Raw genomic sequence first — 15,030 nt, forward strand, 5'->3', positions numbered from 1 at the left:
TTAAAGCATGGCCGGAACCACCTGATCCGGCGGGCGATGGCCATCCTCGAATGTCTTGATATTCAGCAGCACCTTCTCGCCCATCTCGATCCGCCCTTCGATGGTGGCCGACCCCATATGCGGCAGCAACACCACATTGGGCAGCTCGCGCAGGCGCGGGTTGATGTCGGTGCCATGTTCATAGACATCCAGCCCAGCCCCGGCGATTTCTCCGGCGCGCAGCATCCGGGTCAGCGCGTGTTCGTCGATTACCTCGCCGCGCGATGTATTGACGATCACCGCATCCGGCTTCATCAGCTTCAGCCGCCGGGCGTTCATCAGGTGAAAGGTCGAGGGCGTGGACGGGCAATTGACCGAGATCACATCCATGCGCGCGACCATCTGATCGAGGCTCTCCCAATAGGTCGCTTCCAGCTCTTCCTCGATCTCGGGGCGCAGGCGGCGGCGGTTGTGATAATGGATCTGCATGCCGAATGCCTTGGCCCGGCGAGCAACGGCCTGACCGATCCGGCCCATGCCCAGAATGCCCAGACGACGGCCCGCCAGCCGCCCGCCCAGCATCGCGGTCGGCGCCCAGCCGTCCCATTCGCCCTTTTGCATCAGGGCGAGACCTTCGGGAATCCGGCGTACCACCGCCATGATCAGCGCCATGGTCATATCCGCCGTATCATCGGTCAGAACACCCGGCGTATTGGAGACCAGAATTCCACGCTGGCGCGCCGTGGCCACGTCAATGTGATCGACACCGGCGCCATAATTCGCAATCAGTTTCAGCCGCGGCCCGGCCTGCGCCAGAAGTGCCGCGTCGATGGTGTCGGTCACCGTCGGAACCAGCACATCGGCCTCTTGCATCGCCTCGGCCATTTCGCTGCGCGTCATCGGTGTGTCATCGCTGCGCAGCCGCACGTTGAACAGCTCGCTTAGCCGTGTTTCGACCGGTTCCGGCAACCGTCGCGTAACGACAACAGTCAGACGTTCTCTTACCACTTGCGCTCTCCCATGGCTTTTCAGTTCCTGCACCTCCATGGCATCGTGGCGCAGGATGCAGGCAGGCACAAGAACCCTTCCGCCTCCTCGGTCCAAGTGACGCGACATTCGGGTCTTTCCCTCCAGATCATCTGATCCTATGACCTATGGACACGCGGACGCGACCGGACAAGAAACCGGGCTGACACGGCAGGCCAGCCCCCGGACCGGCGCCGGAACCGGCACAGAACGAGCAGGCGGTGAATATGACGGCTTTGAAATTGCGCCTTCTTGCGGTGGCCATTTGCGCGACTGTGGCAGCTGCGCATGGGGCAATGGCCAAGGACGCGCGTGGCCCGGTCACGAATCTACCCCTGCCCCGCTTCGTTTCGATGAAAGCCTCCGAGGCCAACATCCGGCGCGGCCCCTCGCTGACCCACCGGATCGACTGGGTGTTCAAACGGCGCGGCATGCCTCTGGAGGTGACCGCCGAATATGGCCACTGGCGCCGCGTGCGCGACCATGACAACGCCGGCGGCTGGGTGCACTACACACTGATTTCAGGCGTGCGCATGGCGCTGGTGCAGCAAGATCTGCTGACCGTGCACTCCAGACCGGACAAGGCAGCGCCAGTAACCGCCGCCTTTGAACTGGGCGTGGTTGCACGTCTGGGAGAATGCACCATCGACTGGTGCGAAATCTCTGCTGGCGGCTACAGCGGCTGGGCGCCAAAGACCACGATCTGGGGTGTTTACCCCGAGGAAATTCGCGAATAACCCCAGCGAACCTTGGGCGGGTCCTGATTGCTATTGGCTGCCCGCTTCCACGGGCCGGATCGTCAGTTGCGTCCCCCCGAGGCCGCGAAAGGCTTTCTGGCGGCAGGAGAACACCAGGATCTGCAATTCATCCGCCTGCATGGTCAGCGCATCAAAGATCTTCTCGATCCGCGCATCATCGGTATAGACGATCGCATCGTCCAGAATGACCGGCGCAGGATGGCCTGAACGGGCCAGCAACCGGGCAAAAGCCAGTCGCACCAGCAGGGCGATCTGCTCCTGCGTGCCGCCCGACAGGCTGTCAAAGGCTGCCGTCTCACCGCCGCGCTGCAATTCTTCGGGCAGCACCTTGCCCGCATCAACCGACAGTTCCGCCTCGGGCCAGAGCATCCGCAACAGGGGACGCAATTCCGCCATCACCGGCCCGACATAGTGCTCCTGCGCCTCAGATCTTGCACGTTCCAGCGCCGCATCAAGACGGCGCAGCACCGCAACTTCGAATTCAACCGCCGCAAGACGCTTCTGTGCCCGGTCCAGTTGCCCCTCGGTGTCGGCAAGCTCCTCTTCGACTGCGGCGCTGGCATGGGTGGCGATCCGAGTTTCCAGCACCGCCAGATCCCGCGCCACCTCCTGCGCCCGCTGGCGTGCGGCATCCTGCGCCGATTGTGCCCGCTGCAGAATGGCACGGGTCTGCGCCGGGTCCGGTGCGGCCTGGCGCAGGGCGGTTTCGGTGGCCTTGGCCTGTGACAGGTTCTGCTGCAGGGCGGGCAGGTCTTCCGACAGGCGCTGCAGCGCCTCTGCCGCCTGTTCCTGCCCCTCGATGACAGCAAGAGCGCGGTCCAGCCGCTGCACCGCTGCATCTGCGCGTGCCGAGGCGTTCTCCATCGCCAGACGGGAGTCTGCCGCCGCGCTGCGAATGGCCTCCAGCGCGTTTTCCGCCGCCTCGGCCTCCTGCTCGGCGGCGCGAAAGGTCGCCTCGGCCTCTGCCCGATCTGGCAAGGGAACGCCGCCCTCCTCCGGTGTGTCTGCCTCAGGTGCCTGTGGCAGTGCCTCCACCTGATCGATCAGCGCCTTGATCCCGTCCGGCGCCAACACCTTCAGCAGGGTCTGCGCCTCCTGCCGCTGCTGCTGCGCCTCCTGCCGTGCCTTGTGCCGCGTGCGGGCCTCCTCGACGCTGGTGCAACCGGCCTGCTCCAAGAGCTGCGTCAGCGCGGCCTGTGCCTGCTCCAGCGCCTCGGCGCCACCAGCCTGACCCGGATGGATGTCAATCTCTGCTACCCCCGGCACAACCAGCCGCCCGCCGCCCGGAAGCGGCATCCGTTTTCCCTCTGGGATCCCTGCCCCATCCAAGCGGATACTACCCTCGTGGCCCGCCTGATAATGGACGGTCACCGCAGTTGCAGTCGCCTCCTGCGCCCGCCGGGCCAGATTGTAAGCCTCGCTCGCAGCCTCGATCCGGCGTAGCGTCTCCTCATCAGGTCTGCGCCCGGCGGCCTTGGCAAGACTGTCGATCTGCGCGGCCTGCACCCGCGCCTGTTTCAGCCGGTCGCTGAGATCGCGGCGCAGCCCCTCGGCCTGGGCCACGGAAATCGCCTGAAGCACCGCGTCCAGAGTGGCCCGTGCCTTCCTGGCGGCTTCGCGGGCCTGCGTGGCGGCCTCGGTCAGCTTCCGCTGTTGCTCTTCCTGCTGTTCAAAAGACGCGCGCGCCCGTTCTGCGGTCTCTGTTGTCTCTGCCAAGGCGGCCCTCGCGACAGTCGCCTCTTCCAGCCGCGCGGTCAGCACCGCGATCTTGCGCTGATGGTTTTCCAGCACGGTTTCCGCCAGCTGCACCGCGTGGGAGGCCTGCGCCAGGTGCTCCTGATGCCGGTTGGCGGCCTCCATCGCAGCCTCTGCCGCCTCAAGCCGCGCCTGTAGTTCTGCGCGTTCCTCCGGGTCATTCAGCGCCGCCTGCTCGACCTGAAGAGCCCGCCGCTGATCCAGAAGCTGTCGCAGCTCCTGCACCTGCGCGCTCAGCTGATCCCGGCGCTGCACCAAGTCGGCGACCGCGCGTTCGGCCAGATCCAGCGCACCGCCTTTGCGGGCGCCGCGCGTGGTCACCAATTGATCCAGCGCCTCGCGCACCCGCCGCCGGATCGCATCCATGCGCTGGCCGCCGGTCACCATCTCGACCTCACCCGCGACCGAGGACAAAAGATCCCGCCGCGCGGATAGCGTTTCCTTGGCATCCTCGAACGAGGTCAACCCCTGCCGCACCCACAACAGTCCCGACGGGCCATCCTCCTTGGGCGGTTTGATCAGCGCCTTCAGCCAGGCCTCTGCCGCGTCGGCCTGATGCAGCAGCGTCCCCTCGCGCCAGATCCGCACCTCGCCTTTGCCAGAGGTTTTGAAGAACTGCTTGGCGATGCGATAGCGAGCGCCTTCATGGTCCACTTCGACTTCGACCCGGGGATCGCCACCCGCATGCGGCACCAGCCCGCGGATCTCCTTGTCCCAGGCCTTAGCGTCCTTGAAAAACAGCGCGTGAAGCGCATCAAAGATAGTGGATTTGCCTTGTTCGTTCGGGGCTGCCAGGACGTTCAGCCCCGGCCCGATACCGGTGATTTCCACCGGATCGGTAAAACGGCGCAGGTTCTCCAGCCGGATGGAGCAGAGTTTCATGCGCGCTCTCCCCCGTCACCATCATCCTGCGTATAGGCAAAAAGCCGATTGAGCGCTGCGCTGGCCACCCTGCGGTCCTGTTCGGCAATGGCCGGATCCTCGGCGGCCTGCATCAGCTCTTGCGCGGCAACCCGCAGCGCGCCGCCCCGGGCGATAAGATCCAGATCCCCGGCCTGATGTTCGGTGCCCACTGCGGACAGATCCAGCTCCAGGTGGCAGAACTCCGGCGCATAGCGCCCCACCGCCTGTTCCAGCGCCAGCCGCTGCGGCGGCGTCACCCAGCCCGACGCTCTCATCAACATGAGATGATACCGCCAGTCGGCCCGCTCCGGCGGCAACAGGCCCGTGATCGCCGCCTCTGGATCTGTTTCAGGCGTCAGGTCCAGCGCCACCTCCTGCCAATGGTACTGACCGGTTTCAATGGGCTGCACCAGCGGCGCCTGCCCGGGACCTGCAAGCTCGACCAGCAGGCACTGACCACGCCCGGCGTGTTTGAACCGATCCGGCTCGGGGCTGCCGCTGTACTGCGTGCGCGGATTGACCTCGAACCGGCCATGCCAGTCGCCAAGCGCCAGATAATCCAGCCGCGCCGCCTGGGCCCGTTGCGGTGAGATCGTCTCGGCGCTGTCGCCGCCGCCCACCGCACTGCTGCCAAATTCCAGCACACCACCATGGGCCAGACCGATCCGCAGCGCGTTATCCCCGGTTTCGCATTCGTCCATCCAGGCGGTCAGGTCCTGCCCCGGAAACCGATGACTACAGGGCGCGGGCAGCAACGTGACCCCGGGCACCATCTGCACCGGCTCGGCCGTCATCAGCAGATGCACATTTTCCGGCAAATGGCTGCGCAGCGACGCCCATAGCGGTTCTGCCGCGCCGCTGTCGTGGTTGCCCGGGATGATCCACCATTGCAGCTCCGGCGCCGCCGCCATGGCCGCAAGGGCCTGCCGCTGCACCCGATCCGATGGTGTTTCGGTGTCGAACATATCTCCGGCAATCAGCACATGCGTGGCGTCATGTGCCTGCGCCAGCTTTGCCAGCCGGGCCAGAATCTCCTGCCGCGCCTGCAGCAATGCCATCCGCGTTTCCTCTGCGAACCGCCCGAACCGTTTGCCTAAGTGCAAATCAGAGGTGTGCAGGAAACGAATGGACGGCATTGAGGTCTCCGGACCGGGGCAGTGTTCACTGTCATAGGTGGCAGAGCCGACCGACAGGGTCAACGCGGCTTTGCAGCCCCGCCGCCTGCACGGCCAGGTCCGCGATTCTAAGGCAGGCCAACGACACTCTCCGCACTACAATTGGTGCAGACCGGCGTCCGAACACTGGAAAATGCCTCGCATTCGGGCGTTTCAACCCAATATCCGCGGGAATTCGCGACCCCGCGTCAAACTGCGCCCTTGAAAATCCAAGCAGGCAATTGCGCCCCGGCGCCGCGTGTTTTACACGGGGGGCGATATGTACGGCAACGCGCCCGGGACATCACCAAAACCCGGGAGGTGAAGCGCCGCCGCCCAAAGTCAACAAAGCTTCCGATATCGCTGAAAGGTTGTGGAATATGACAGAAAATTCAAACCCCGACATTTTGTATACCATCGTAGACGAAGCGCCCGAGCTGGCCTCGGCGTCCTTCCTGCCGATCATCCGCAAGTTCGCCTCGGCTGCTGGTGTCTCTGTCGGAACCAAGGATATCTCGCTGGCCGGCCGCATCATCGCGACCTTCCCCGAAGGTCTGAGCGAAGAGCAGCGCCAGAGCGACGATCTGGCGGCCCTCGGTGAGCTGGTCAAAACCCCCGACGCCAATGTCATCAAGCTGCCGAACATCTCTGCTTCGGTGCCGCAGCTGACCGCTGCCATCGCCGAACTGCAGGCGCAGGGCTATGACATCCCGAACTACCCCGAAGACCCGCAGAGTGACGCCGAAAAGGCGATCCGCGCGCGTTACGATACCCTCAAAGGCTCTGCCGTGAACCCGGTCCTGCGAGAAGGCAACTCGGACCGCCGTTCGGCCAAGGCGGTAAAGAACTACGCCCAAAACAACCCGCATTCGATGGGCACATGGTCGGCAGACAGCAAGACCAAAGTCTCCTCGATGCCGGGCAACGATTTCTATGCGAACGAAAAATCCGCGACCATCACCGCCGCACAGGCCGGTGACGCGAAGATCGAGTTCGTCGCCAAGGACGGCTCTGTCACCGTGCTGAAAGACGGCTGGTCGCTGGGTGAAGGCACCGTGACCGACGCAACCTTCATGTCCGCCAAGGCGCTGTCCTCTTTCCTGGCCGATGCCATTGAGGACACCAAGGCCGACGGCACCATGTTCTCGCTGCACATGAAAGCGACCATGATGAAGGTCTCGGACCCGATCATCTTTGGCCATGCCGTCAAAGCCTGGCTCGGGCCGGTGTGGGACAAACACGGCGCGGCGATCGCGGCTGCCGGTGGTTCGCCGAACTCGGGTCTGGGCGCCGTTCTGGCCGCCATCGACACGCTGCCCAACGCGGCTGAGATCAAATCCGAGATCGCAGCGCTCGACCGTCCTTCCATGTACATGGTCGACAGCGACAAGGGCATCACCAACCTGCACGTGCCGTCCGATGTAATCATCGACGCCTCCATGCCTGCAGTCATCCGTGCCGGCGGCAAAGGCTGGGACGAAGCAGGCAACAAGGGCGACACCAACTGCGTGATCCCCGACAACTGCTACGCGACCGTCTATGATGAGACGATCAACTACTTCAAAGAAAACGGCGCGCTCGACGTGACCAAGGCAGGTTCCGTCTCCAACGTCGGCCTGATGGCGCAGAAAGCCGAAGAATACGGCAGCCACCCCACCACCTTTGAAGCCCCGGCAGACGGCACCATCCGCATCGTGCTTGCCAATGGCGACACCCTGCACAGCCAGGACGTCGAGGCCGGTGACATCTGGCGCGCCTGCACCGTCAACAAGGCGCCGATCGAGAACTGGATCCAGCTGGCCATCGACCGTCAGCGCTTGGCCGGTTCCGAGGCGATCTTCTGGCTGGACGCAAACCGTGCCCATGATGCCGAGCTGATCAAATACGTCAAACCGGCGCTCGAAGCCGCTGGCGTAGCCGACAAGTTCATGATCATGGCGCCGCGCGAAGCGACCCGCCAGTCGCTGGACACCATCACCGCAGGCAAGGACAGCATCGCCATCACCGGCAACGTGCTGCGTGACTATCTGACCGACCTGTTCCCGATCCTGGAACTGGGCACCTCGGCCAAGATGCTGTCGATCGTGAAACTGATGAATGGCGGCGGTCTGTTCGAAACCGGCGCCGGTGGTTCGGCTCCGAAACACGTGCAGCAGCTGGTCGAAGAAAGCCACCTGCGTTGGGATTCCATGGGTGAATTCTGCGCACTGGGCGAGTCGCTGAACTTCCTTGCCGATGCCAAGGGCAACGCCAAGGCAGGCGTTCTGGGCAGCGCAGCCGAAGTGGCGACTCAGGGTATTCTGGACAACAACAAATCGCCCTCGCGCAAAGTGGGTGAGCCGGACAACCGCGACAGCCACTACTGGTTCGCCCGCTACTGGGCCGAAGCCCTGGCCGCGCAGACCGAGGATGCGGATCTGGCAGCCGAGTTCAAACCGATCGCCGAAACTCTGGCCGCCAAGGAAGAGCAGATCGTGACTGAATTTGCCGCTGCTCAGGGCAAACCGGCGGACATCGGCGGTTACTATCACCCCGATGCAACCAAGAAAGCTGCCGTGATGCGTCCCAGCGCTACGCTGAACGCCATCATCGGTTGAACCTGACACTGCGGCGGGGGCGATTGTCCCCGCACTGCGGTATCGCAAAACAAAAACGCCCGGCAGCTTATGCCGGGCGTTTTCTTTGATCTATGTTCTGCGCCTTGCGTGCCTTCTGAGCAGGAGAACCAGTTCACAAGGCCCGGTCTCCCCTCTCAGAGACGGAAATCGCTCGCCTTAGAAATCCTGCCACTTATCGATGGCGGCATTTCCGTCCGTTGCGGCGACGGGGGTCGGAGTAATTTCGTCCAGATCCCAATCATCTTCGCCATGAGCCGTCGGTGCGATGGGCGCCGAAGGCTGCGGCATTGCGGTGATATTGCTGCCGCCCGTGATCTTGAAGTGTGCGACCAGTTCGGCCAGCTTGGTGGCGTCGCTGTTCAGCATGTGCCCCGCAGCGGTGGCCTCTTCCACCATGGCGGCGTTCTGCTGGGTCACCTGATCCAGCTGCACCACACCGGTGTTGATTTCCCCCAGACCGGTCGATTGCTCGGCCGCGCCCTCGGCGATATCGGTCACCAGTTTCGAGATGTGGTTGACCCGTTGCACAATATTCTGCAGCGCCTCCCCGGCCTTGCCGACAAGATCCACGCCACGTTCCACCTGTTTCGAGCTGTCGCCGATCAGGGTCTTGATCTCCATCGCCGCATCCGAGGACCGCTGCGCCAGGGCGCGCACTTCGGAGGCAACCACGGCGAAACCACGGCCTGCTTCGCCTGCGCGGGCGGCTTCGACGCCGGCGTTCAGCGCGAGCAGGTTGGTCTGGAAGGCGATATCGTCGATAACACTGATGATCTGGGCGATATGGGTCGAGGATTGCTCGATTTCAGTCATCGCCGAAACCGCGCTTTGCACCACGACGCCGCTGTTTTCGGCTTCCTGCTTGGCCTCATCCATAATGTTTTCGACGCTACGTGCGCCTTCGGCAGCGGATTTTACGCTCGCGGTCAGCTCATCCAGCGCAGCAGCGGTTTCTTCGAGCGTTGCGGCCTGACTTTCGGTGCGATGCGACAGATCATCCGAAGACTGGCTGATCTCAGCCGCGCCGTTGCGAATGCTGGACGCGGATTCCACCACTTTCGACACGGTATCGCTGAGATTTTCGACCGTCCGGTTGAAGTCGATACGCAGCTGCTCGTAATCCTCCGGGAAGGCGCTGTCGATACGCACGGTCAGATCGCCATTCGCGAGAACCGACAGGCGGCTGGTCAAAGTCTGCACCACCTGAGCCTGAGCCTGGTCGCGCTCTTTCTGCTCTGCTTCCAGTTCTTTCTGGCGGATCAGAGAGGTACGGAACACGTCCAGCGTGCGCGCCATATCGCCGATCTCGCTGTGGCTTGCCAATCCAGGAATCTCGGCACTGGTGTCCCCCTCGGCCATGGACTGCATGCGATCTTTGATCCGTTCAACCGGCTTGATCACGCTGCGCGCCAGGAAGAAGGCTGCAACCCCCATGGCTGCCAGTCCGATCACCAGCGCGATCAGGGCAGAATTGCGCATGGCGGCAACATCCGCCTCGATATCGGCTACATAGGCGCCAGTGCCAACGATCCAGCCCCAGGGCTCAAACAGCTTCACATAGCCCATCTTTGCCTCAGGGATGTCCGAGTCAGGCTTGTTGAAGTGGAAAATGAGCGGACCGTGGCCCGTCGAATCCGCGATCTTCTGGAATTCCTGAAACACAAGGACGCCATTGACGTCTTCGAACATGGTCTGATCCTTGCCGATCAGCTGCTTGGCGACCGGATGGGCGACCATGTAGTTCTGCCGGTTCAGCGCAAAGAAATATCCCGCCGTGCCAAAGCGCGGCGTCTCAACCGCGGCGATCCCGCGTTCCTGGGCCTCTTCCGGGGTCAGGGAACCTGCTTGAACCTGCGCCTCCAGATCGGCCAGCACGCTGACCATGGCATCGGTCAGGCTGTCGAGTTCTTTTTCCCGCATCTCGTAGGCGTTGTCGACAGCGCGGGTCAGGAGCACAAAGGTCAAAGCGGCGGCAAGAGCAACCCCCAATCCTGCCAGCGCATAGATACGGGCCGGCAATCGGTAGAGAAACGTAGGCATAGTAGACTGGTCCTTTAGTGACGCTCATTTACATGCAAGGTTAGAGATACTTCCCTAATTTTCTCTTAGATTAACGTCGGTGGTTTTAGCCAACGCGGCCCTGAAAGCGCACGAAATTCGGCCAAATACCTCAGGAAACCAGCCGGGAAACCATCCCAGGCTTTCACTATTCCGACACGGGACTCTGCCAAGAGAGTCTGCGTAAGCCACGAACACTGCAAGGAAAACACAAGCTATCGCGGTCATCAAAACTGAGACCGCCCTGCTCTGCGTCAGACCCGCGGCTCACAATCCGGGCAGACAGCAGCAATCAGAAAATCTGCGCATGCAAACTTTCTGGCCATTTGGACAAAAAGACAGGGAATCAGAGGACCACGGGTCATTTTGACCCCACGCTTGGCGTTTCCCTTATGACTCCCTGTCGCCGATTTTGATTAGAAATCTGTGGGTGCGCCGCCTTCGGTCTTGCGACGGGCCACGAAATCGCCCAGTTCCTCGCGGATCGCGTCGTCCATCGGCGGCGCCTCGAAATCGGCCAAAATGTCCTTATAGATCTTATGCGCCCGCTCCGGCGTCCAGACTGCACCTGCCGCCTCCCAGGCTTCATAGTTGCGCCAGTCGCTGAGGAACGGCTGATAGAATGCATCCGTATAGCGGTCCTGGGTGTGTTTCAGGCCAAAGAAGTGCCCGTCGTTGCCGACCTCCCGGATGGCATCCAGAGCAATCTCCTCGGGGCCGGTGGCGCAGATCTGCGGCTGCAAGTAGCGCTGGATCTGCTGCAGCACCTCGCAATCCATGATGAACTTTTCCGGGCTGGCGATCAGACCGCCCTCCAGCCAGCCAGCGGCGTGGTAGACCATATTGGTGCCCGACTGCACCGCCGCCCAGAGGGAGTTCGAAGTTTCCCACATGGCCTGCCCATCCGGCACATTGGCCGCGCAGACCCCGGAAGAGCGCATCGGCAGACCATAGTAGCGCGCCATCTGGCCGGTCATCTGGGTGGCGCGCATGTATTCCGGCGTGCCAAAGGCGGGAGCACCGGATTTCATGTCCACATTTGACGTGAAGGTGCCAATCGCACAGGGCGTGCCGGGCCGCACATATTGGAACAACGCAATGGCACAAAGCGATTCCGCCAGCGATTGCGCCACTGCACCTGACATGGTGACAGGCGCCATCGCCCCGGCCAGGGTAAAGGGCGTCACAACCACCGCCTGCCCCTTGCGGACCAACCGCAGACAGCCGTCGATCATCGGGAAGTCATGCTTCAGCGGCGAGGTCGAGTTGATGTTGGTGTACATATGCGGGCGGGTCTCGAACTCTTCATGGCTGAGCCCCCCGGCGATGCGCACCATCTCCATCACGTCCTCAACCCGCTCCTTGCCCAGCGAGTAAGCGTGCATCACCTTGTCGGTCAGCGTCAGCTTGTCATAAAGCACATCAAGGTGGCGCACAGAGGCATGGATATCCACGGGCTCCACCGGATATCCACCGGCGAAATGGATGCAGTTGAAATACTGCGTCAGCTTCAGAAGGTTCCGGCACTGCTCCTGCGTGCCCGCGACTTTCTTGTTCAGCTCCATATCCCAGTAGTTGGGCGGGGAGGAAACATTGCCGAACAGGATATGATTGCCGCCAATCGGGATCCTGCGCTCTGGATTGCGCGGGGTGATGTCAAAGCTGTCCGGCGCCTTGCCCACCATCTCCATCACGAACTCGCGGTCCATCCGCACCAGATCGCCTTCTACACGGCAGCCTGCTTCTTTGAAGATCTCCAGCGCCTCGGGGTTGAGGAAGACAATACCGATCTCTTCGAGGATGCGCATGGCGCCATCGTGGATGGCTTCAACGCCTTCCGGGCTAAGCGGTTCAATGGGACGATCAATGTTCACCGGAATCGACCAGGGCATCTGCGCCAGTGCCGCGTCTCCGCGCCGGGCCGCCGCGCCTGCTCTGCCGCCGCCGCGCCTGCGTCCCGCTGTTGCTCGTGCCATGATGACCTCCGTCCTGTTGAAGCGTCTGTGTTTTCTTGCGCCGTTCAACTGGCCCGAGAACGAGGCCTGCAACCTTTCCGTTCACGACATCCGCTGTCGTTTTTTCACTCCCCGGGGTGCATGGAGGCATTTTCTGGACACAAGTGAACAGTTCAGCCCAAATTTTTGGCTGCGCGGACAGATCCGCACAGCAACATCACGTCAGGATCGCAGGTTATTGCGCCGCTGGCTGGCCCGCGCGGTCGAGCCATTCGGGAATATGGCCAATGTCCGGCAAGACCGCATCGGCGTGAGGCGCCAGATCCTGATGGCTGGCCATTCCGGTGAGCACCCCAAGACGGCGCATGCCCGCCGCCGCCCCCGCCTGCAGATCATGCAGGCTGTCGCCAACCATCGCGGTGCGTTCTGGGGCAACCCCGCAGGCCTTGCAGAAGGCCAGAAGCGGCGCGGCATCCGGTTTGGCGCCATGGCCGCTGTCGAACCCGGCGACAAAGGTGAAGCGGTCCAGAACCCCTGCCCGCTCAAGCTGGCTCAGCGCCGACACTTCGGCATCATTGGTCATCACCCCCAGCACCTTGCCCCGCGCCAGCAGCCCGTCCAGGAAATCGGCAAGCGGCACGGCCTCGGCTAGCACCGCATTGGCTGCACCTTCGGCCAGAAACCGCTCCAGCTCGGCCTCGCTCATGTGCGGCACATGGGGCGCCAGGGCCGCCGCCACCTCACCGTTGGTGCCCGCGATCACGAAACTGTCCGGATGGAAACACTCCCGCTTCAGATCAAACCGCAGCGTATCGGCCATGACGCCTGCGAGGGCCACATCCCCGCCCGCGAGGCTTTTCAGCACCCCGGCCGCCCAGCTGTTCCAGGTGGCAGCAAAATCAAAAAGGGTTCCGTCCTTGTCGAACAGAAAAGCATCTACCGGCATCACAAGATCCTGATCACAATAGGGTCTGAGCACTGCATATCAGGTCCAGTGAACCTGCGCACCACCCGGAAGCGCCATCCGCGCGTGCATTGGCGTCTCATAACTAAGGCCCAGGCTGTCACAGAATTCCATCACCCAGGAATCGTCCATCGTTAAGAAATCGAGCACCGAGCCCAAAAACTCCGGATCGGTGGCGCGACTGCGCAAATCGTCCTCGCTGGCACCGGTTGCGCCCATAAACACCGGGAACAACTCGTCATTTCCGGACAGCCAGGCCAGGGCCTGCAAGGCAATGGTTTCAGCTTGATCGGCGGAAAACTGCATATCGGCACCTTCCTGACACTTTGCGGCCATTTTAATAAAAATATGAAAGGGTTTATTAACCAGCAGAGGTGAAAACTTCTAGTCATCGAAACGCATGCCTCGAAAGGATTGCGCGTGCAGGGAACCATTCTGGTCATAGACGGTGTATCAACCAACCGCATCATGATGAAGGTGCAGCTTGCTGCCGCCTATTATGATGTCGTGCTGGCGACACAGGTCTCCGGTGTGCTGGAAATTGCCCGTGGCTGCCGCCCCGATCTGGTTCTGACCGCCAACTCCCTGCCCGATGGCAGCGCCGCAGATGTGAAACGGGAACTGACCCGCGACGACAGCCTGGCGGATGTGCCGGTGATCGCCGTCAGCCGCACGGATAACCCCATGCGGCGGCTTGAGGCGCTTTCGGCAGGGATCGACGACGTGCTGCCGCAGCCGCTGGACGATGTGATCCTGCAGGCCCGGATCCGCAGCCTGCTGCGCACCCGCAGCGCCAATGAAGAACTGAACCTCCAGCGCGATGCCTCGCATGGCTTTGTCCTGCCCCTGACCGACCGCAGTCGCGCCCCCCACAACATCAAGGCAACGGTGGCGCTGGTGGCCGAGGATATCCAGACCGCGCGGGACTGGCAGGACCGTCTGTCCCACCACGTGCCGCATGACATCCGCACCCATCAGATCGGTGACATCCAGCCGTTGATGAGCGATCCCGTCGCCGATGTTTTCATTATCGAGCTGAACGAAATGTCGTCGGGCGTCGGCCTGCGGCTTCTGGCCGATCTGAGAGCCCGGGCCACCACCCGTCAGTCGGTGGTCATCGCAGTGCCCAATCCGGCCGATGCGCATATCGCCGCCGAAGCGCTGGACCGCGGCGCCCATGATGTGCTGCAAAACGGGTTCAACGTCGAGGAACTGGCGCTGCGTCTTGGCACCCAGCTGCAATACAAGCACCGCCACGACCTGCTGCGCGACAGCGTCCGCAACGGGCTGCGCGCCGCTGTCGAAGATCCGATGACCGGGCTCTTCAACCGCCGCTATGCCAAACCATTTCTGGACCGCACCGCCCGCAGCGCCGCCGAAAGCGGCGATAAATTCGCCCTGATGCTGGCCGACCTTGACCACTTCAAGCAGATCAACGACCGCTATGGCCACCCAGCCGGCGACGCGGTTCTGATCGAAGCCTCCCGTCGGCTGCAAAGCCACCTGCGCCCGGTGGACCTGCTGGCGCGGGTTGGCGGCGAGGAATTCATGATCGTCCTGCCCGGCGCCAATGAACAGGAAGCGAGCGAGGCCGCCGTTGCCCTGTGCAACGCGATCAACAGCACTCCCTTTGATGTGCCAGAAATTGATGAACCGATCGCGGTGACGATCAGCATCGGCGCGGTCATTGGCGATGGTTCTGAGAAGGAGATGACAAATGTCACCTCTCTGATCGCCAAGGCAGATCAGGCGCTCTATGGCGCCAAGAACTCAGGCCGCAACCAGGTCACCCTGTCACGGCCCGACACAGCAGTCGCCTGAGCGCTCCTCACCGCTGCTATTAGTTTCCAGCACTGCCTA

The 15,030-nt window shown here is 62.5% G+C and carries 10 protein-coding genes; 3 read left to right on the forward strand and 7 right to left on the reverse strand.

Annotation, left to right across the window (positions count from 1 at the left end; translation table 11 throughout):
* Positions 1-987: a 2-hydroxyacid dehydrogenase gene (locus SM766_RS17690; RefSeq protein WP_065273552.1), complete on the reverse strand. Its 987-nt coding sequence runs from the start codon at positions 985-987 to the stop codon at positions 1-3.
* 245 nt (positions 988-1,232) lie between these two features.
* Between SM766_RS17690 and SM766_RS17695 the strand changes: the two genes are divergently transcribed.
* Positions 1,233-1,742 (forward strand): SH3 domain-containing protein, encoded by a 510-nt coding sequence (locus tag SM766_RS17695; RefSeq protein ID WP_425537534.1) that lies wholly within the window; start codon positions 1,233-1,235, stop codon positions 1,740-1,742.
* Positions 1,743-1,772: 30 nt separating this feature from the next.
* On the opposite strand, the gene SM766_RS17700 is transcribed toward SM766_RS17695, so the two are convergent.
* Both SM766_RS17700 and SM766_RS17705 read right to left on the reverse strand, forming a co-directional pair.
* Positions 1,773-4,400 carry an AAA family ATPase gene (locus SM766_RS17700; RefSeq protein WP_368948616.1) on the reverse strand — a complete coding sequence of 876 codons (2,628 nt, stop codon included), beginning with the start codon at positions 4,398-4,400 and terminating at the stop codon, positions 1,773-1,775.
* Complete coding sequence (locus tag SM766_RS17705) at positions 4,397-5,557, reverse strand: metallophosphoesterase family protein (RefSeq protein WP_368948617.1); 1,161 nt, start codon at positions 5,555-5,557, stop codon at positions 4,397-4,399. The genes SM766_RS17700 and SM766_RS17705 overlap by 4 nt, the downstream gene beginning before the upstream one ends.
* A gap of 398 nt (positions 5,558-5,955) precedes the next feature.
* Between SM766_RS17705 and SM766_RS17710 the strand changes: the two genes are divergently transcribed.
* Positions 5,956-8,172: an NADP-dependent isocitrate dehydrogenase gene (locus SM766_RS17710; RefSeq protein WP_368948618.1), complete on the forward strand. Its 2,217-nt coding sequence runs from the start codon at positions 5,956-5,958 to the stop codon at positions 8,170-8,172.
* A gap of 177 nt (positions 8,173-8,349) precedes the next feature.
* Here SM766_RS17710 and SM766_RS17715 read toward each other — a convergent pair whose 3' ends face one another.
* The 4 genes from SM766_RS17715 to SM766_RS17730 all read right to left on the reverse strand — a co-directional run bounded on the left by SM766_RS17715 (position 8,350) and on the right by SM766_RS17730 (position 13,476).
* Positions 8,350-10,233, reverse strand: a complete 1,884-nt coding sequence (locus tag SM766_RS17715) for a methyl-accepting chemotaxis protein (protein ID WP_274839941.1) — start codon at positions 10,231-10,233, stop codon at positions 8,350-8,352.
* Positions 10,234-10,667: 434 nt separating this feature from the next.
* Entirely contained in the window at positions 10,668-12,227 is a 1,560-nt protein-coding gene (locus SM766_RS17720; protein WP_368948619.1) for a trimethylamine methyltransferase family protein, read from the reverse strand.
* A 214-nt stretch (positions 12,228-12,441) separates the two neighbouring features.
* Positions 12,442-13,152, reverse strand: a complete 711-nt coding sequence (locus tag SM766_RS17725; protein WP_368948620.1) for an HAD family hydrolase — start codon at positions 13,150-13,152, stop codon at positions 12,442-12,444.
* A 39-nt stretch (positions 13,153-13,191) separates the two neighbouring features.
* Complete coding sequence (locus tag SM766_RS17730) at positions 13,192-13,476, reverse strand: DUF3572 domain-containing protein (RefSeq protein WP_274834746.1); 285 nt, start codon at positions 13,474-13,476, stop codon at positions 13,192-13,194.
* A 114-nt stretch (positions 13,477-13,590) separates the two neighbouring features.
* Between SM766_RS17730 and SM766_RS17735 the strand changes: the two genes are divergently transcribed.
* Positions 13,591-14,991, forward strand: coding sequence for a diguanylate cyclase (locus SM766_RS17735; protein ID WP_368948622.1), 1,401 nt, complete (start codon positions 13,591-13,593; stop codon positions 14,989-14,991).
* Positions 14,992-15,030: the final 39 nt, after the last annotated feature.

It is taken from the genome of Pseudophaeobacter sp. A-200-2 (assembly GCF_041008815.1).
Lineage (GTDB): Bacteria > Pseudomonadota > Alphaproteobacteria > Rhodobacterales > Rhodobacteraceae > Phycobacter > Phycobacter gallaeciensis_A.

Coding starts and splice junctions, on each gene's coding strand:
- SM766_RS17695 (WP_425537534.1), top strand. CDS start 1,233: ATGACGGCTTTGAAATTGCGCCTTCTTGCGGTGGCCATTTGCGCGACT.
- SM766_RS17700 (WP_368948616.1), bottom strand. CDS start 4,400: ATGAAACTCTGCTCCATCCGGCTGGAGAACCTGCGCCGTTTTACCGAT.
- SM766_RS17705 (WP_368948617.1), bottom strand. CDS start 5,557: ATGCCGTCCATTCGTTTCCTGCACACCTCTGATTTGCACTTAGGCAAA.
- SM766_RS17710 (WP_368948618.1), top strand. CDS start 5,956: ATGACAGAAAATTCAAACCCCGACATTTTGTATACCATCGTAGACGAA.
- SM766_RS17715 (WP_274839941.1), bottom strand. CDS start 10,233: ATGCCTACGTTTCTCTACCGATTGCCGGCCCGTATCTATGCGCTGGCA.
- SM766_RS17720 (WP_368948619.1), bottom strand. CDS start 12,227: ATGGCACGAGCAACAGCGGGACGCAGGCGCGGCGGCGGCAGAGCAGGC.
- SM766_RS17725 (WP_368948620.1), bottom strand. CDS start 13,152: ATGCCGGTAGATGCTTTTCTGTTCGACAAGGACGGAACCCTTTTTGAT.
- SM766_RS17730 (WP_274834746.1), bottom strand. CDS start 13,476: ATGCAGTTTTCCGCCGATCAAGCTGAAACCATTGCCTTGCAGGCCCTG.